At 60.1% G+C, this 17,392-nt stretch carries 23 protein-coding genes; 10 read left to right on the top strand and 13 right to left on the bottom strand.

The features are described from left to right. Positions 1 to 63 precede the first annotated feature (63 nt). The 7 genes from murA to CAG25_RS10505 form a co-directional block, all read right to left on the bottom strand. Entirely contained in the window at positions 64 to 1,329 is a 1,266-nt protein-coding gene (gene murA, locus CAG25_RS10535; RefSeq protein WP_074691804.1) for a UDP-N-acetylglucosamine 1-carboxyvinyltransferase, read from the bottom strand. A gap of 22 nt (positions 1,330 to 1,351) precedes the next feature. Further along, positions 1,352 to 1,591 (bottom strand): BolA family protein, encoded by a 240-nt coding sequence (locus CAG25_RS10530; protein WP_039769303.1) that lies wholly within the window; start codon positions 1,589 to 1,591, stop codon positions 1,352 to 1,354. A gap of 115 nt (positions 1,592 to 1,706) precedes the next feature. Beyond that, positions 1,707 to 2,012, bottom strand: a complete 306-nt coding sequence (locus CAG25_RS10525) for a lipid asymmetry maintenance protein MlaB (protein ID WP_039769302.1) — start codon at positions 2,010 to 2,012, stop codon at positions 1,707 to 1,709. Continuing rightward, a complete protein-coding gene (locus CAG25_RS10520; protein ID WP_039769300.1) occupies positions 2,009 to 2,659 on the bottom strand; it encodes a phospholipid-binding protein MlaC in 651 nt (216 codons plus the stop codon). The genes CAG25_RS10525 and CAG25_RS10520 overlap by 4 nt, the downstream gene beginning before the upstream one ends. Before the next feature lie 11 nt (positions 2,660 to 2,670). Further along, on the bottom strand, positions 2,671 to 3,138 hold the full coding sequence (mlaD, locus tag CAG25_RS10515; protein WP_007953559.1) for an outer membrane lipid asymmetry maintenance protein MlaD: 468 nt from the start codon (positions 3,136 to 3,138) through the stop codon (positions 2,671 to 2,673). Continuing rightward, on the bottom strand, positions 3,138 to 3,935 hold the full coding sequence (mlaE, locus tag CAG25_RS10510; RefSeq protein WP_007953561.1) for a lipid asymmetry maintenance ABC transporter permease subunit MlaE: 798 nt from the start codon (positions 3,933 to 3,935) through the stop codon (positions 3,138 to 3,140). The genes mlaD and mlaE overlap by 1 nt, the downstream gene beginning before the upstream one ends. After that, positions 3,935 to 4,747 (bottom strand): ATP-binding cassette domain-containing protein, encoded by an 813-nt coding sequence (locus CAG25_RS10505; protein WP_064593401.1) that lies wholly within the window; start codon positions 4,745 to 4,747, stop codon positions 3,935 to 3,937. The genes mlaE and CAG25_RS10505 overlap by 1 nt, the downstream gene beginning before the upstream one ends. 275 nt (positions 4,748 to 5,022) lie before the next feature. Here CAG25_RS10505 and CAG25_RS10500 point away from each other — a divergent pair, with 275 nt between their 5' ends. From CAG25_RS10500 to CAG25_RS10455, 10 genes are all read left to right on the top strand, one after another. Then, positions 5,023 to 5,997: a KpsF/GutQ family sugar-phosphate isomerase gene (locus tag CAG25_RS10500; RefSeq protein WP_064593399.1), complete on the top strand. Its 975-nt coding sequence runs from the start codon at positions 5,023 to 5,025 to the stop codon at positions 5,995 to 5,997. Continuing rightward, the gene (locus tag CAG25_RS10495) at positions 5,998 to 6,522 is read left to right on the top strand and encodes an HAD family hydrolase (protein WP_085611339.1); all 525 of its coding nucleotides are present in this window, start codon (positions 5,998 to 6,000) and stop codon (positions 6,520 to 6,522) included. A gap of 8 nt (positions 6,523 to 6,530) precedes the next feature. Further along, the gene (gene lptC / locus CAG25_RS10490; RefSeq protein WP_007953568.1) at positions 6,531 to 7,103 is read left to right on the top strand and encodes an LPS export ABC transporter periplasmic protein LptC; all 573 of its coding nucleotides are present in this window, start codon (positions 6,531 to 6,533) and stop codon (positions 7,101 to 7,103) included. Then, complete coding sequence (lptA, locus tag CAG25_RS10485) at positions 7,090 to 7,635, top strand: lipopolysaccharide transport periplasmic protein LptA (protein ID WP_064593398.1); 546 nt, start codon at positions 7,090 to 7,092, stop codon at positions 7,633 to 7,635. The genes lptC and lptA overlap by 14 nt, the downstream gene beginning before the upstream one ends. After that, positions 7,635 to 8,360 (top strand): LPS export ABC transporter ATP-binding protein, encoded by a 726-nt coding sequence (gene lptB, locus CAG25_RS10480; RefSeq protein ID WP_007953572.1) that lies wholly within the window; start codon positions 7,635 to 7,637, stop codon positions 8,358 to 8,360. Before lptA ends, lptB begins: the two co-directional genes overlap by 1 nt. Before the next feature lie 186 nt (positions 8,361 to 8,546). After that, entirely contained in the window at positions 8,547 to 10,040 is a 1,494-nt protein-coding gene (locus tag CAG25_RS10475) for an RNA polymerase factor sigma-54 (protein WP_011332472.1), read from the top strand. Positions 10,041 to 10,113: 73 nt separating this feature from the next. Continuing rightward, complete coding sequence (gene hpf / locus CAG25_RS10470; RefSeq protein ID WP_011332471.1) at positions 10,114 to 10,422, top strand: ribosome hibernation-promoting factor, HPF/YfiA family; 309 nt, start codon at positions 10,114 to 10,116, stop codon at positions 10,420 to 10,422. Positions 10,423 to 10,433: 11 nt separating this feature from the next. Continuing rightward, the gene (gene ptsN / locus CAG25_RS10465) at positions 10,434 to 10,898 is read left to right on the top strand and encodes a PTS IIA-like nitrogen regulatory protein PtsN (RefSeq protein ID WP_007953580.1); all 465 of its coding nucleotides are present in this window, start codon (positions 10,434 to 10,436) and stop codon (positions 10,896 to 10,898) included. 2 nt (positions 10,899 to 10,900) lie between these two features. After that, on the top strand, positions 10,901 to 11,758 hold the full coding sequence (gene rapZ / locus CAG25_RS10460) for an RNase adapter RapZ (protein WP_085611338.1): 858 nt from the start codon (positions 10,901 to 10,903) through the stop codon (positions 11,756 to 11,758). Between the two features lie 15 nt (positions 11,759 to 11,773). Further along, positions 11,774 to 12,049: an HPr family phosphocarrier protein gene (locus tag CAG25_RS10455; protein ID WP_085611337.1), complete on the top strand. Its 276-nt coding sequence runs from the start codon at positions 11,774 to 11,776 to the stop codon at positions 12,047 to 12,049. 38 nt (positions 12,050 to 12,087) lie between these two features. Here the strand turns inward: CAG25_RS10455 and CAG25_RS10450 are convergent, their stop codons facing one another. From CAG25_RS10450 to pmbA, 6 genes are all read right to left on the bottom strand, one after another. Beyond that, positions 12,088 to 12,981 carry a ZIP family metal transporter gene (locus CAG25_RS10450; RefSeq protein WP_085611336.1) on the bottom strand — a complete coding sequence of 298 codons (894 nt, stop codon included), beginning with the start codon at positions 12,979 to 12,981 and terminating at the stop codon, positions 12,088 to 12,090. A 31-nt stretch (positions 12,982 to 13,012) separates the two neighbouring features. Next, positions 13,013 to 13,624, bottom strand: coding sequence for a superoxide dismutase (locus CAG25_RS10445; RefSeq protein WP_085611335.1), 612 nt, complete (start codon positions 13,622 to 13,624; stop codon positions 13,013 to 13,015). A gap of 1 nt (position 13,625) precedes the next feature. Further along, positions 13,626 to 14,066 carry a hypothetical protein gene (locus tag CAG25_RS10440; protein ID WP_007953590.1) on the bottom strand — a complete coding sequence of 147 codons (441 nt, stop codon included), beginning with the start codon at positions 14,064 to 14,066 and terminating at the stop codon, positions 13,626 to 13,628. A gap of 27 nt (positions 14,067 to 14,093) precedes the next feature. Beyond that, positions 14,094 to 15,470 carry a lyase family protein gene (locus tag CAG25_RS10435; protein ID WP_085611334.1) on the bottom strand — a complete coding sequence of 459 codons (1,377 nt, stop codon included), beginning with the start codon at positions 15,468 to 15,470 and terminating at the stop codon, positions 14,094 to 14,096. Next, positions 15,451 to 15,858, bottom strand: coding sequence for a FagA protein (locus CAG25_RS10430; RefSeq protein ID WP_085611333.1), 408 nt, complete (start codon positions 15,856 to 15,858; stop codon positions 15,451 to 15,453). Before CAG25_RS10430 ends, CAG25_RS10435 begins: the two co-directional genes overlap by 20 nt. Before the next feature lie 163 nt (positions 15,859 to 16,021). Beyond that, a complete protein-coding gene (gene pmbA / locus CAG25_RS10425) occupies positions 16,022 to 17,368 on the bottom strand; it encodes a metalloprotease PmbA (RefSeq protein ID WP_085611332.1) in 1,347 nt (448 codons plus the stop codon). Positions 17,369 to 17,392 lie beyond the last annotated feature (24 nt).

The raw sequence follows: 17,392 nt of genomic DNA, 5'->3' as shown, positions 1-17,392 counted from the left end.
GGGCGTTGCCACCCCCGATCAAAACGAATTCAACGGACACTTCCCTGTGTCCAGATGCAGCGACTAGCCCGGAACGCGACGGATCCTGGCGCCCAGCATCTGCAGTTTTTCCTCGATGCACTCGTAACCACGGTCGATGTGGTAGATGCGGTCGATCAGGGTATCGCCTTCAGCCATCAGGGCCGAGATCACGAGGCTGGCCGAAGCCCGCAGGTCGGTAGCCATGACTGGCGCGCCCTTGAGGATTTCAGTACCGGTCACGATGGCCGTGTTGCCCTCGACCTGGATCTTGGCGCCCATGCGATGCAGTTCGTAGACGTGCATGAAGCGGTTTTCGAAGATCGTCTCGATCACGGCACCGGTGCCTTCGGCAATGGCGTTGAGCGAGATGAACTGCGCCTGCATGTCGGTCGGGAACGCCGGGTACGGTGCCGTGCGCACGTTGACCGCTTTCGGGCGTTTGCCGTGCATGTTCAACTCGATCCAGTCTTCACCACAGGTGATTTCTGCGCCGGCTTCACGGAGTTTTTCCAGAACGGCTTCGAGAATGGTCGGATCGGTATCCTTGACCTTCACGCGGCCACCGGTGACCGCAGCGGCCACCAGGTAGGTGCCGGTTTCGATGCGGTCAGGCATGACCTTGTAGAAAGCCGAGCCCAGACGCTCGACGCCATCGATGGTGATGGTGTCGGTGCCGGCACCGGATACCTTGGCGCCCATGGCGTTGAGGAAGTTCGCCAGGTCGACCACTTCCGGCTCACGGGCGGCGTTCTGCAACACGCTACGGCCTTTGGCCAGAGCGGCGGCCATCATGATGTTCTCGGTACCGGTCACGCTGACGGTATCAAAGAAGAAGTGAGCGCCACGCAAGCCGCCTTCAGGCGCCTTGGCCTTGATGTAGCCGCCTTCGACGTCGATGACCGCACCCATGGCTTCCAGGCCACGGATGTGCAGGTCGACCGGACGCGAGCCAATGGCGCAACCGCCAGGCAGTGCAACTTCGGCTTCACCGAAACGCGCAACCATCGGGCCCAGCACCAGGATCGAGGCACGCATGGTTTTCACCAGCTCGTACGGGGCGATCAGGGTCTTGATGGTGCGCGGGTCGATTTCGACGCTGAGCTTCTCGTCGATCACAGGCTCGATGCCCATGCGACCGAACAGCTCGATCATGGTGGTGATGTCGTGCAGGTGCGGCAGGTTGCCAACGGTAACCGGGCCATCGCACAGCAGGGTGGCAGCCAGGATCGGCAGGGCGGAGTTCTTCGCCCCGGAGATGCGGATCTCGCCATCAAGACGAGCGCCACCGGTAATAATCAATTTATCCATAAGAATCTCGACGCCCTAGGGCTCAGGTGCGCTCGGCCCAGGCCGCGCTGCTGAAAAATTTCATAGTGACCGCGTGGATGCTGCCATCGGCGATCCAAGGGTTCAAATGGGCATAGATGCTTTGCTGACGCTTGACCGGGCTCAACGCCGCCAGTTCATCACTAATCACGTTCAGCTGAAAGTTGCAGCCTTCGCCTTCAACTTCCACCAGCGTTCCTGGCAGCTTTCCTTCAAGGAAGCTCTTCACTTCTACGGCCTGCATGCTCAACCTCAATCGGCGCCCTGTGCGCACGGGTCGGACATCATACAAAAAAGCCCCGCGCCTGCGAACCCCGCTGCGCAGGACTCTGACGGGGGGCTTCTCTATTGATGCGGGTTCAGGGTTGCGCCAACAGCTCGGTCAGTTCGCTGACCTGAGCAATTTCGCGCATGTCTTCGGGCATCCCGCGGATGCTGACCGCCTTGCCGGCGGCCTTTGCATCGCGAATGAAGCACAGCAGCAGCGACAGACCGACGCTGCTGGACTTCTCCACCGCCGAGCAATCGATCACCAACGCCGGGGCGGTGCACGACTTGATCAGCGCCCGGCCCTGTTCCCGAAGATCCGGGCCGGTGCGGTAATCCAGCACGCCGCTGAGCTGCAGCTCACTGGCTTCGTCCAGACGAATGGCCGACTCGGTCATTGGGCTGGCTTCTCGTTCTGCTCGGCCGACTGTTTGGCCTTGGCGACTTCCCCGGCCCAGCCGTTGATGGTCTTGTCCAGATCGTTGCCATTGCGTTGCATCGCGTCGGCGAACTGGTCACGGAACAGCTTGCCGATGTTGATGCCGTTGATGATCACATTGCGCAGTTTCCACTCGCCGTTGATCTTCTCCAGGGTGTACTGCACAGGGTAGATCGCGCCATTGTTGCCTTTGACGGTCATGCCGACACTGGTGCGGTCGCCCGATTCATCCTTGGGCGCATCGACAGTGATGCCCTGGTTGTTGTACTCGAGCAAGGCGTTGCCGTAGAACTGGAACAGACCGCGCTTGAAGTTTTCCTCGAAGGTCTTCATCTGCGCCGGAGTTGCCTTGCGCGAATACTTGACCGTCATGATGCTCTTGGAAATGCCCTCGGCGTCCACGACCGGCCCGACGATGGTGTTCAACGCGGTGTAGAAATCCTGCGGATCCTGCTTGTACTTCTCTTTATTGGCCGCCAGGTCGGCGAGCATCCGGTTCGTGGTGTCCTGAACCAGATCGTGCGCCGATTGTGCCGCCACGGCGTTAGCCACCAGCGGCAGTGCCGCAAGCAACACCAACAGGCCACGTCGCAAGGTAGAGATCATTCAAAAGCTCCTCATTTGGCGTCTTTGCTAACGGTATTGAGCAGGAATTTACCGATCAGGTCTTCCAGTACCAAAGACGACTGCGTGTCGTGGATGGTTCCACCATCCTTGAGGCGGGTGTCTTCGCCGCCCACGCTGATACCGATGTACTTCTCGCCCAGCAGACCCGCTGTCAGGATAGATGCTGTGGAGTCGGTCGGCAGATTGTCGACGCTTTTATCCACTTGCAGGGTCACCCGACCGGTGAAGCTGTCGCGGTCCAGATCGATCGCGGTGACCTTGCCGATGGTCACACCCGCCATGGTCACTTTGGCTCTGACCGTCAAACCGGCGATATTGTCGAAATACGCGTAAAGCTTGTAGGTATCGGTGGTCGAAGTCGGAGACAGGCCACTGACCCGCAGGGCCAGCAGCAACAAAGCCAGGATCCCTGCCAGCAGGAACAGGCCGACACCGATTTCCAGGGTGCGGTTTTGCATCAGAAATCTCCAAACATCAAAGCGGTCAGAATAAAGTCCAGGCCGAGTACTGCCAGCGAGGCGTAAACCACGGTCTTGGTGGTGGCACGACTGATCCCCTCGGAAGTGGGTTCGCAGTCATAGCCTTGAAATACGGCGATCCAGGTGACGACAAAAGCGAATACTGCACTTTTGATGATGCCGTTGAGCACATCGTCACCGAAGCTCACGCTGTTCTGCATGTTCGACCAGTAGGAACCTTCGTAGACGCCCAGCCAGTCGACGGCGACCCATGAACCGCCCCAGATGCCGACCACGCTGAAGATCATCGCCAGCACCGGCAGGGAAATGAAGCCTGCCCACAGACGCGGGGCAATGATGTACTTGAGCGGGTCGACCCCGATCATTTCCAGACTGGACAACTGTTCGGTGGATTTCATGTTGCCGATTTCCGCCGTCAGCGCCGAGCCGGCACGACCGGCAAACAACAGCGCGGTCACCACCGGTCCCAGCTCACGCAGCAGGGTCAGCGCCACCATCTGGCCGACGGCCTGTTCCGAGCCGTAACTCGACAGGATATTGAAGCCCTGCAGCGCCAGCACCATGCCGATGAAAATCCCGGACACCACGATGATCACCAGCGACATCACGCCGACGGAATGCAACTGCTTGACCAGCAGGCCAAACCCGCCGCCGATGCCGCCACGCCCGAGCAGGGCATGAAACAGGAACAGGGTCGAACGCCCGAACACTGCGACGCTGTCGATTCCGGCGAGGCCGAAACGACGCACACGCTCCATTAATGTAATTCTGCGCATCAGCGGCGCTTCCCCAGAAGATCTGCGCGGTAATCCGGCGCTGGAAAGTGATACGGCACCGGGCCGTCGGGTTCACCGGTCATGAACTGGCGGATACGCGGATCGTCCGAGCCCATCAGTTCGTCCGGCGTGCCCTGCCCCAATACCTGGCCATCACCGACCACATAGATGTAGTCAGCAATGCTCGCGGTTTCGGCGAGGTCGTGGGATACCACGATGCTGGTGATGCCCAAGGCATCGTTGAGCAGACGGATCAGGCGAACCAGCACACCCATGGCGATCGGATCCTGGCCGACGAACGGTTCGTCGTACATGAGGATCTGCGGATCGAGGGCAATGGCCCGGGCCAGGGCGACCCGGCGCTTCATGCCGCCGGACAGCTCGTCAGGCATCAGCTCGATCGCACCGCGCAACCCCACTGCCTGCAATTTGAGCAGGACGATGTCACGGATCATCTCCTCCGGCAGGTCGGTATGAACACGCAGCGGGAAGGCGACGTTCTCGAACACATCGAGATCGGTGAACAGGGCGCCACTCTGAAACAGCACGCCCATGTGCTTGCGCGCATCGAACAGATCGCTGCGCGACAGCTTCGGCAGGTTCTGGCCGTTGACCCAGACCTCGCCCTTGGATGGCCGCAACTGGGCGCCCATCAGGCGCAACAGTGTGGTCTTGCCGCACCCGGAAGGCCCCATGATGCCGGTGACCTTGCCGCGCGGGATGCGGATATCGACGTTATTGAAAATGCTCCGCGCACCGCGCTTGAAGGAGACTCCCTTCAGCTCGACCGCGTAGGCGTTATCGGCACTCATCTAAACTCCTTGCGATGCAGCCTCTCACTCGGACGCCTGGCTTTCTGAGGAAAGCCCCTACATCCCGGGCAGGCCGAACTGGCGGCGAACTATATCACTGCAAAGGGCAAGCGCCCAAGGCCTGCACCGGCCCGCATTCTGCGAGTTGAAGGGCTGGAAGCGTTATTTATAGAGTTTTGGTAACCAGGAATGACAAAGCACGACGAACTTGCGTGAGGCTTTTCAACATAACCGCTATAATCGCCGCCTTTTCATCGGGCTATACGATTTCTGACATGAGCCAAACCAGCGACCTGATTCAATCGGCACAACGCACCATTCGCCTCGAAGTGGAAGCCGTACAAGGCTTGTTGCCCCATATCGACGCCGATTTCGTACGCGCTTGCGAGATGATTCTGGCCAGCAAGGGCCGTGTTGTCGTGGTCGGCATGGGCAAGTCCGGGCACATCGGCAACAAGATTGCCGCGACCCTGGCCAGCACCGGCACCCCGGCGTTTTTCGTGCACCCGGCCGAGGCCAGCCACGGCGACATGGGCATGATCACTCGCGATGACGTCATTCTGGCCCTGTCGAACTCCGGTTCCACCAACGAAATCGTCACTCTGCTGCCTCTGATCAAGCGCCTGGGCATTCAGCTGATCAGCGTCACCGGCAACCCGCAATCGCCGCTGGCCAAGGCCGCCGAGGTCAACCTCAACGTTCACGTCGAGCACGAGGCCTGCCCGCTGAACCTGGCGCCGACCTCCTCGACCACCGCCGCACTGGTCATGGGCGACGCCCTGGCCGTGGCGCTGCTGGAAGCGCGCGGCTTCACTGCCGAAGACTTCGCCTTTTCCCACCCCGGCGGCGCACTGGGCCGACGCCTGCTGCTGAAAGTGGAAAACGTCATGCACGCCGGCCAGGAACTGCCGCAGGTACAGCGCGGCACCCTGCTCAAGGACGCGTTGATGGAAATGACCCGCAAGGGCCTGGGCATGACCGTCATCCTGGAAACCGACGGCAAGCTGGCCGGGATCTTCACTGACGGCGACCTGCGTCGCACCCTTGATCGCAGCATTGATATCCACAGCGCCACCATCGACCAGGTGATGACCGTGCACGGCAAGACCGCCCGCGCCGAGATGCTTGCCGCCGAAGCCCTGAAAATCATGGAAGACCACCGAATCAACGCGCTGGTTGTCGTGGATGAAGAGGATCGCCCGATCGGCGCCTTCAACCTCTCCGACCTGCTGCGCGCAGGAGTGATGTAAATGAGCAACGATCTGCTGCAACGCGGCAAGGCCATCAAACTGGCGGTTTTCGACGTCGACGGTGTCCTCACCGACGGGCGCCTGTACTTCCTTGAAGACGGCAGCGAGTTCAAGACTTTCAATACACTGGATGGCCAGGGCATCAAGATGCTGATGAACGCTGGCGTACAGACCGCCATCATCAGCGGTCGCAAGACCCCGGTGGTCGAGCGTCGGGCGAAGAACCTGGGGATCCCGCACCTGTTTCAGGGCCGTGAAGACAAACTGGTCGTTCTCGACGGTCTTCTGGAGCAACTGGGCCTAAGCTATGAACAAGTGGCTTACCTCGGCGACGACCTGCCGGATCTGCCGGTGATCCGCCGTGTAGGCCTGGGCATGGCCGTGGCCAACGCCGCACCTTTTGTTCGCGAACACGCTCATGGCGTCACCCAGGCTCGTGGCGGCGAAGGTGCCGCCCGCGAATTCTGCGAACTGATCCTGCGCGCCCAAGGCAGCCTCGACGCCGCCAACAATGCGTATCTGTGAGTCCAACCATGTTTAGCAAAAAGTTTCGCAACATCTTGTTGTTCGGTTGTATCGCAGCGATATTCGGCGCGGTCGGCTACTGGAACATCAGCCCGGAACGCTTCCTCGACAAACCGCCGGTTTCGGCAGAGGAAAGCCCGATCGACTGGTACGCGACCAATACGCACACGATCCAGTACCTCGAAGACGGCAAAGTGCAGTACGAAATGACGTCCGACAAGGCTGAGCACGTCAAGGCGACCGACATTACACTGGTCACCAAGCCTGATCTGAACATGTTCCGTGGCACCGATTTCCCATGGCACGTGACCAGTGAGCGCGGCGAAGTGAACTCCGGTGGCACCGAGGTCGAGCTGATCGACTCGGTACGCGTCAAGCGCACCGACGAAAAGAACCGCGACACCCTGATCACCTCCACTCGCATGACGGTGTTCCCGCAGCAGCAATATGCGCAGACCCAGCAACCCGTTAGAATCGACGGCGCTGGCGGTGTATCGACTGGCGTAGGAATGAAAGCGTATTTGAAGGAAAGCAGGATACACCTGCTATCGAACGTAAGAGGACAGTATGAGGCTCGTTAAAACCCTCCCTATTTTGCTCAGTCTGGGCGCAGCACTGGGAAGCGTGAGCGCCTGGGCTCTGCCGAACGATCAAGAGCAGCCAATCCGCATTCAGGCCGACGATGCCCAACTGGACGACAAGAACGGCGTTGCCACCTACAAAGGCGACGTGATCATCACCCAGGGTTCGATGATCGTCAAAGGCAACACCGTGACCATGACCCGTGCGCCTAACGGCGACATCGACGTCGTGACCTCGGTCGGCAACCTCGCCTACTTCGAACAGTTACAGACTGCCGGTGATGCCAAACCCGTTCAGGGCTGGGGCGTGACCATTCAGTACCACGCACAGCAGAACCGCGTTGTTCTGATCGACAAGGCCAAAGTCGTCGACAAGGACAACAACACCACTCAGGGCGAAAAAATCGTCTATGACACGGTGAAGAAACTGGCCAGCGCCGGTCGAGCCACTGGCAGCAAGGTCACCGAAGCGCGTCCGCGCATCGACATGGTGATCCAGCCGAAGAAGAAAACCGACGAGAAAACCCAGTAATGGCAACTCTGAAAGCTCAGCACCTGGCCAAGGCCTATAAAAGCCGCCAGGTCGTGCGCGACGTCAGCCTGTCGATCGACAGCGGTCAGATCGTCGGCCTGCTCGGCCCGAACGGCGCCGGCAAGACCACGTGCTTCTACATGATCGTCGGCCTGGTTCAGGCCGATCAGGGTCGCGTACTGATCGACGACCTCGACGTCAGCCACCAGCCGATGCATGGCCGTGCGAAGGCCGGTATCGGCTATCTGCCGCAAGAAGCGTCGATCTTCCGCAAACTGTCGGTGGCCGACAACATCATGGCCATCCTCGAGACCCGTCAGGAGCTCGACAAGGCAGGTCGTCGCAAGGAGCTGGAAAGCCTGCTGCAGGAATTCCACATCAGCCACATCCGCGACAACCTCGGCATGAGCCTGTCCGGTGGTGAGCGCCGCCGGGTAGAAATCGCCCGCGCACTGGCCACGGCACCGAAATTCATCCTGCTCGACGAACCGTTCGCCGGTGTCGACCCGATCTCGGTCGGCGACATCAAGCAGATCATCCACCACCTCAAGGCCAAGGGCATCGGTGTACTGATCACCGACCACAACGTCCGTGAGACGCTGGATATCTGCGAAACCGCCTACATCGTCAACGACGGCCAGTTGATCGCCGAAGGCGACTCCGCGACCATCCTCGCCAACGATCTGGTGAAGGAAGTCTATCTGGGTCACGAGTTCCGCCTGTAAGCGCGACAGCATCCCACCAGCCGTCCGGGTGCTGTAACGTTGAAGCGCCTTTTTATACGCTTTTATTGTTACAGCGCTCTAGGCAAACACGACAGTTTCAGGCATATAATTTGCTTAAGTTTGGCGCTCCGGCGCCCTGTAGTGGATGGCGCATAGCGCCGGCGAATAAGGTGTTAAGCCCCTGCCATGAAACCATCGCTAGTCTTGAGAATGGGCCAGCAGCTGACGATGACACCGCAGCTGCAACAGGCCATCCGCCTGCTCCAATTGTCGACCCTGGATCTGCAACAGGAAATCCAGGAGGCTCTGGAATCCAATCCGATGCTCGAACGCCAGGAAGACGGCGACGACTTCGACAACTCCGATCCCATGGCCGACAACGCCGAACAGAAGCCCAACACCGAGATCCAGGAACCCTCCTATCAGGAGACCGCGCCGACAGTCGACAACCTCGAAGACGGCGAATGGAACGAGCGAATCCCCAACGAATTGCCGGTGGACACCGCCTGGGAAGACGTCTACCAGACCAGCGCCAGCAGCCTGCCAAGCAGCGACGATGACGAGTGGGACTTCACCACCCGCACCTCCGCCGGCGAGAGCCTGCAAAGCCACCTGCTGTGGCAGTTGAACCTGGCACCGATGTCCGACACCGATCGCCTGATCGCCGTCACCCTGATCGATTGCATCAACAATCAGGGCTACCTGGACGAAACCCTCGAAGAAATCCTCGACGCCTTTGATCCGGAGCTCGACATCGAGCTGGACGAGATCGAAGCCGTCCTGCACCGCATCCAGCAATTCGAACCGGCCGGCATCGGCGCACGTAACCTGGGCGAATGCCTGCTGCTGCAATTGCGCCAGCTGTCGGCCAAGACCCCCTGGCTGGCCGAGGCCAAGCGCCTGGTCACCGATTACATCGACCTGCTCGGTAGCCGCGACTACAGCCAGTTGATGCGGCGCATGAAGCTCAAGGAAGACGAGCTGCGCCAGGTCATCGAACTGGTGCAGAGCCTGAACCCGCGCCCCGGTTCGCAGATCGAATCCACCGAAGCCGAATACGTGGTGCCTGACGTCATCGTGCGCAAGGACAACGAGCGCTGGCTGGTCGAGCTGAATCAGGAGTCGGTGCCACGCCTGCGGGTCAACGCCCAATACGCCGGTTTTGTGCGCCGCGCCGACACCAGTGCCGACAACACCTTCATGCGCAACCAGTTGCAGGAAGCCCGCTGGTTCATCAAGAGCCTGCAGAGCCGCAACGAAACCCTGATGAAAGTGGCCACCCAGATCGTCGAACACCAGCGCGGGTTTCTGGAGTACGGCGACGAAGCCATGAAGCCGCTGGTCCTGCACGACATTGCAGAAGCGGTTGGCATGCACGAGTCGACGATTTCCCGCGTAACCACGCAAAAATTCATGCATACCCCACGGGGCATATATGAACTGAAATACTTTTTCTCCAGCCATGTGAGCACCTCCGAGGGCGGTGAATGCTCGTCCACGGCGATCCGCGCGATCATCAAGAAACTGGTTGCCGCGGAAAATCAGAAAAAGCCGTTGAGTGACAGCAAGATCGCTGGTTTACTGGAGGCACAAGGCATTCAGGTGGCTCGCCGCACCGTCGCCAAGTACCGCGAATCCCTCGGGATCGCGCCTTCGAGCGAACGCAAGCGGTTGATGTAAGCCACGTTACAGCGTTCCAGTGGCAGGCTCTTCGGCCTGCCGCTTTATGCACTGGCAACGAAGGAGAAGCTGTATGCAAGTCAACATCAGTGGACACCAACTGGAAGTTACCCAGCCTCTGCGCGAGTACATCGAGCTCAAGCTCAAGAAGCTCGAAGGGCATTTCGACAAGATCACCAACGTGCAAGTCACGATGTGCGTCGAAAAACTGAAGCAGAAAATCGAAGCCACGCTGCATATTCCCGGCAATGAGGTCGTCGCAAACGCGGAACATACCGATATGTACGCTGCGATCGACGCGTTGACCGACAAGCTTGATAAACAACTCAAAAAGCATAAGGAAAAGACCCAGAGCCTGCTTCAGGGCGCTACCGGTCGATAACCCCCACCCCCATGATCCGACTTGAAAGTATCCTGACCCCCGGCCGTTCCCTGGTGAACGTGCCGGGCGGCAGTAAAAAGAAAGCCCTGGAACAAATTGCCAACCTGATCGCCCGGGAAGTTCCGGATCTGGAGATGCAAGATGTCTTCGAGGCATTGATTGCCCGTGAAAAACTGGGCTCCACCGGTTTTGGCAACGGCATCGCCATTCCCCACTGCCGCCTCAAGGGCTGCGAAGCGCCGATCAGTGCGCTGATGCACCTTGATGCCCCTATCGATTTCGACGCTATCGACGGCGCGCCCGTGGACTTGCTCTTCGTCCTGCTGGTACCGGAAGCCGCCACCGATGCACACCTGGAGCTGTTACGCCAGATCGCCAGCATGCTCGACCGCAAGGACGTGCGCGACAGACTGCGCAGCGCGCCAAGCAACGAAGCCTTGTACCAGGTTGTACTGGAAGAACAGAACAGGCCGTAACCATGCGCTTGATCATTGTCAGTGGCCGTTCCGGCTCGGGTAAAAGTACTGCCCTGGATGTCCTTGAGGACAACGGTTACTACTGCATCGATAACCTGCCGGCAGGCCTTCTGCCGGATCTGGCCGAACGTGCGCTGGTTCATACCGAAATGCTCCAGCCGCTGGTGGCCGTCTCGATCGACGCCCGCAACCTGCCGAGTCATCTGTCACGTTTTCCAGAGTTGCTCGAGGAAGTGCGCAGCCGGCACATCCAGTGCGATGTCCTGTACCTCGACGCCGATGACGAAACGTTGCTCAAACGCTTTTCGGAAACTCGTCGTCGTCACCCGCTCAGCAATGCCAACCGCTCGCTGGCCGAAGCCATCGACGACGAAACCGCCCTGCTGGGCCCGATTGCCGATCTGGCCGATCTGAAGGTCAATACCACCAATCTGAACCTCTACCAACTGCGCGACACCATCAAGCTGCGCCTGTTGAACCAGCCGGAGCCGGGTACCGCGTTTCTGGTGGAGTCTTTCGGTTTCAAACGCGGCATGCCGGTGGATGCGGATCTGGTGTTCGATGTACGCTGCCTGCCGAACCCGTACTGGAAACCTGAACTGCGCGCGCAATCCGGTCTCGATCAGCCGGTCGCCGAGTATCTGGCGGCGCAGCCGGAGGTCGAGGAGATGTACCAGGATATTTACACGTACCTGCAGAAATGGTTGCCGCGCTTTGCCGCGAGTAACCGCGCTTACGTCACCATTGCCATCGGCTGCACCGGCGGGCATCACCGTTCCGTTTACCTGACCGAACGTCTTGGCCAGGCGCTGCAGAAGACCCTGAAGAACGTCCAGGTTCGCCACCGCGACCTCAGCTAAAGGATTCACACCGCGATGCCTGCTCGTGAAATCGAAATCATCAACAAGCTGGGCCTGCACGCCCGCGCATCGGCAAAATTCGTCGGAGTGGCGGGCCAGTTTCCCGATTGCACGATCAGAGTCGGCCGCACCCCGGAAACCACGGTTGACGGTAAAAGCATCATGGCGATGATGATGCTCGCAGCCGGCAAGGGCACCAAAATCCACCTGAGTACCGAAGGCCATCAGGAACAGGAAGCCATGGACGCGCTGGTGACACTGATCAACAACTACTTCGACGAAGGTGGTTGAAACACTTGAAGTGAGGGAGCTTGCTCCCTCCTCCCGGTTCAGCCCAACGCGGTATCCATCACCATCATCAGACAGAAGCCGATCAGCAACCCCAGGCTTGCCAGCTTCTCATGGCCATTGCGTCGCGACTCGGGGATGACTTCGTGAGTCACCACCAGCAGCATGGCGCCCGCCGCCAACGCCAATCCCAAGGGCAGCAACAGTTCGGCAAGACTGACCAGCCACGCACAGAGCAGCGCGAACATTGGTTCGACCAGACCTGACGCTGCGCCAATCAAAAACGCTTTGACCCGCGACATACCGGCACCAGCCAGTACCAGGGCAATCACCAGCCCTTCGGGCACATCCTGCAAGGCAATGCCCATGGCCAGACTGTCTGCGTCCGGCATTCCACCGCCCGCCGAGACACCGACCGCCATGCCTTCCGGGATGTTATGGGCAATGATGGCGAACACGAACAACCAGATCCGTGGCGGAATCACCGGATGTTCGACGGTGCCGATGAGCATTTCCGGCGAGGCCCCCGACACACGGCGATCAACCAGATACAGGCCGAACGCCCCGAGCATGATGCCGAAGCAAATCAGGCCGCTGGCGCCCCATGGGCTCAGTCCCAGACTTTCGGCGGCGGCGATTCCCGGTACGATCAACGAAAACGCGGTTGCCGCCAGCATCACACCAGCACCAAAACCCAACAGCGTATCGCCCAGCGCCTGGGGCATGTTGCGGATCACCAGCACCGGAACTGCCCCGAGTGCGGTGCCGAGGGCGCAAATCGCGCCGCCCTGCAATGCCCGCAACAACCTCGGCTCCAGATTCAGCCATTCGAGTCCGTGGGCGACCAGCAAGGTCATGCCCGCCAACAGCAGCAGCGATCCGATTGCGTAACGAAACATGCGCCCACTTCCGATCGCCAGTGTCTCAGTGCCCATAGTCCGCCTTGGAATTGTTTTTATAGAAGACTTAAATCAGCGCCGCCTGATAGCGCGCAGCAACTTGTGGCCAGTTGATCACGTTGTAGAACGCGCTGATGTATTCCGGCCGACGGTTCTGATAACGCAGGTAGTACGCGTGTTCCCACACGTCGAGCCCGAGAATCGGCGTGTTGCCGTTCATCAGCGGGCTGTCCTGGTTGCCGCTGCTTTCCACCACCAGTTTCTTGTCGGGCGTGACGCTGAGCCACGCCCAGCCACTGCCGAAACGGGTCAACGCGGCTTTGGTGAAGGCTTCCTTGAAGCTGTCGAGGCCACCCAGCTGCTCATCGATCGCCCTGGCCAGCGCACCGTCCGGTTTGCCACCGCCGTTAGGCGCCATGACTTCCCAGAACAGCGAATGGTTGGCATGACCGCCGCCCTGGTTGATCACCGCCGCGCGCAGTTTTTCCGGCAGTTGCTGGACGCTGGCGACCAGTTTTTCCACCGGCCATTCCGCGAATTCGGTGCCCTCGACCGCAGCGTTCAGGTTGTTGATGTAAGTCTGATGATGCTTGGTGTAGTGGATCTCCATGGTTTGCGCATCGATGTGCGGCTCCAGTGCGTCGTAGGCGTAAGGCAAGGCTGGCAGGGTAAAAGCCATTTCAATGGACTCCATGGTGATGTGGGGCAGGCGCGCGGCGCGCGTTGCCGGTATCCGGGTGCAGCAAACGCTGGGTGCGCGGGTATTCGCCGTGTTCGCTGATGAAATTGAGCAGCTCGACATAGGTTTTGCTGCTCTGGCGCAACGCCGCCTCACGTAGCGCCGGACGCAGGCGCTCGTCCTGCATGGTCTGCAACAGGCGCTGGTGGATCGCGCACAGGTACTCGGCGCTCTCCTCCGGCTGATTCAGGCGCAGATGCAGATCCGCCAGGTTGTGGTGGGAGATGACGCAGGCCGCCACCGCTTCGTCGGCATCGGCCCAGCGCTCGAACAACACCTGCGCCAGGGCCAATGCTTGCAGGTAGGCCTCGCGGGCATCGATCAGCTCGCCCAGCATGAAGCAGCGATTGGCCCGTTCGATCGTGCGTTTCCAGTGCTCCATGGTGAACCTCCAAAGCGGTTGCGGTGCTTACACGCCGCCGGCGGTGAGTTTCTCGGGATTGAGCAACTCTTCCAGCTGGCTGCGCGACAGGTCGGTGTGCTCCAGCGCAACGTCGATCACCGGGCGACCCTGCTTGTAGGCCTGCTTGGCAATCTCGGCAGCTTTCTGGTAACCGATGATCGGGTTGAGCGCGGTCACCAGAATCGGGTTGCGCGACAGCGCTTCCTTGAGGCGCGACTCGTTGACCTTGAAGGTGGCGATGGCCTTGTCACCCAGCAAACGGCTGGAGTTGGCCAGCAACTCAATGCTGCTCAGCAGATTCTGGGCAATGATCGGCAGCATCACGTTCAGTTCGAAATTGCCTGATTGACCGGCGATGGTGATCACCGAGTCATTGCCGATCACTTGCGCAGCTACCATGGCGGTGGCTTCCGGGATCACCGGGTTGACCTTGCCTGGCATGATCGATGAGCCCGGCTGCAGGCCCTCGAGCTCGATTTCACCGAGCCCGGCGAGCGGGCCGGAGTTCATCCAGCGCAGGTCGTTGGCGATTTTCATCAGGGACACGGCGGTGGCCTTGAGCTGGCCCGAGACGGCCACGGCGGTGTCTTGCGAACCGATCAGGGCGAACAGATTTTTGCCCGGCGTGAACTGGACGTTGGTCAACTGGCTGAGCTGTCGGCTGAAACGCGCAGCGAATTCCGGATGCGCGTTGATCCCGGTGCCGACTGCCGTGCCGCCCTGGGCCAGGGATTGCAGGCTTGGCAGCAAATCCTGCAGGTGACCGATATTGGCCTTGAGCTGCTGCGCCCAGCCGTTGAGCACTTGGCTCAGGCGTACCGGCATGGCGTCCATCAAGTGGGTGCGACCGGTTTTGACGTGATGATGGACCTGTTCGGCCTTGCGCTCGATCACCTGCACCAGGTGCAGCAGCGCTGGCAGCAGTTGTTCGTGCAAGGCCAACGCGGCGCTGACGTGGATAGTGGTAGGAATGATGTCGTTGCTGCTCTGCCCACAGTTGACGTGATCGTTCGCGTTCACCGGTTCGTCGAGCAAGCGGCTGGCCAGGGTGGCGATCACTTCATTGGCGTTCATGTTGGAGCTGGTGCCGGAACCGGTCTGGAAGATGTCCACCGGGAAATGCCGCATGAAGTCGCCTTCCAACAACCCTTGGGCGGCATCGCTGATGGCTTTGCCTTGCGCTGCACTGAGCTGGTTGAGTTCAACGTTGGCGCGCGCGGCGGCCGCTTTGGCCAGAATCAGGGCGCGGATGAACTGGGTCGGCATCGGCTTGCCGCTGATCGGGAAGTTATCCACTGCACGCTGGGTCTGCGCGCCGTAGAGAGCGTCCACCGGCACCTGCAGTTCGCCCATGCTGTCGCGCTCAATACGTGTCTTGGTCATCGGTAAATCCTTGGACTAATTCAATGAGAGGAATCGAGGGTTGCAACTCGCAGGTGGCGAGCTGCCAGGTGTAGCTTTGCCAGTGTTTGAGCCGGCACTTGCACAGCGACAGGCGCTCCATTTCACGCAAGGGGCGCCAGGCTTGATCGAGACACAGGCTGCGCCAATGCCACGGCAGTGCGATGTCGGTGGCCGTGTCGAGCAGCAGACGGAAAGAGGTTTCAGCGACCGTCCAGGGCGAGGTCGCCGTGCAGCAGGCCAGGTATCGACCTTCGGCCAGGTAATGTTCGATCAGTCGTGGTTGGTCGGGGTCCATCGCGCAACGGATCTGGCGGCTCATCCAGCGCCAGCTTTCGAGGTACGGCTGCTCGTGCAAAGCAGAACTCATGATCCCGGGCTCATTCGATAATGAGATTTATTATTAGATGATAATGAGAACCAAAACAAGAGTGGCTTCTTAGCTGCTCTGCGCAACCCGAAAAATAAGTGGACACAAAAAAAGGCGCGCCACCCAATCGGGTGACGCGCCTTTTTTTGTACCTGCCTGGGGCTTAGCTGCCCGCGACAGTCATCTTCTCGATCAACACCGAACCGGTGCGAATGTTGCTGCGCAGTTCCAGATCGTTACCCACCGCGACGATCTGCTTGAACATGTCCCGCATGTTGCCGGCGATGGTCACTTCCTGCACCGCGAACTGGATCTCCCCGTTCTCGACCCAAAAACCCGCCGCACCGCGCGAGTAATCGCCGGTCACCATGTTCAGACCATGGCCCATCAATTCGGTGACCAACAGGCCACGACCCATGCGTCGCAGCAAGGCGGCCTGGTCTTCATCGCCATGGGTGACGAACAGGTTATGCACGCCGCCCGCGTTGGCGGTGCTCGGCATGCCCAGCTTGCGACCCGAATACGTGCCCAGGATGTATGACACCAGCTCACCCTTTTCGACGAACGGTTTGGCATAGGTCGCCAGACCGTCGCCGTCATACGACGCACTGCCCATGGCACGCATCAGGTGTGGACGTTCGTCGATGGTCAGCCATTCCGGGAACAGCTTCTGCCCCAAAGTGCCTTCGAGGAACGACGATTTGCGGTACAGACTGCCGCCGGAAATCGCCGACAGGAAGCTGCCGAACAACCCGCCCGCCAGTTCCGCCGAAAACAATACAGGCACTTCGCAGGTCGGCACCGGACGCGCGCCCAGACGACTCGCCGCGCGCTGTGCCGCACGCTGGCCAATGCTCACCGGATCCGCCAGCAAGCTGCCCTGGCGGTTCACGTCATACCAGTAATCGCGCTGCATCTGGCCATCGGCCTCGGCGATCATCACGCAGCTCAGGCTGTGTCGGGTCGAAGCGTAACCACCGATGAAACCGTGGCTGTTGCCATACACGCGGCAGCCCTGATGAGTGCTCAACGTGGTGCCATCGGCATTCTTGATGCGCGCATCGGCGTCGAACGCGGCGGCTTCGCAGAGCAATGCCTTCTCGATGGCCTGCTCCGGGGTAATGTCCCATTGGTGGAACAGATCGAAATCCTGGATATCCCGGGCCATCAGCGCGGCATCGGCCAGCCCCGAGGCTTCGTCTTCCGACGTGTGCTTGGCAATCGCCAGGGCGGCGGCGACAGTCTCGCGAATCGCATCCGGCCCGGTGGCAGACGTGCTGGCCGAGCCCTTGCGCTGGCAGACATACAACGTGATGCCAAAACCCTGATCGCGGTTGAACTCGACCGTTTCGACTTCACGCTGACGCACCGACGTCGACAGACCCTGCTCCAGCGAAACCGCTACTTCGCAGGCACTGGCTCCCTGACGCTTGGCTTCGGCGATGATCTGCTCGACCTGTTCCTGCAGTGCCGGCAATGCCTGTGGGCCGACGCTTTCAACTGCACTCATGCTCATCTCCACTCAAATTCTGCT

Origin of the sequence: Pseudomonas sp. B16(2017) (genome assembly GCF_002113205.1) — a bacterium.
In the GTDB taxonomy this organism is placed as follows: Bacteria; Pseudomonadota; Gammaproteobacteria; order Pseudomonadales; family Pseudomonadaceae; genus Aquipseudomonas; species Aquipseudomonas pharyngis.
This window is presented reverse-complemented; position numbering and strand designations above follow the sequence as displayed.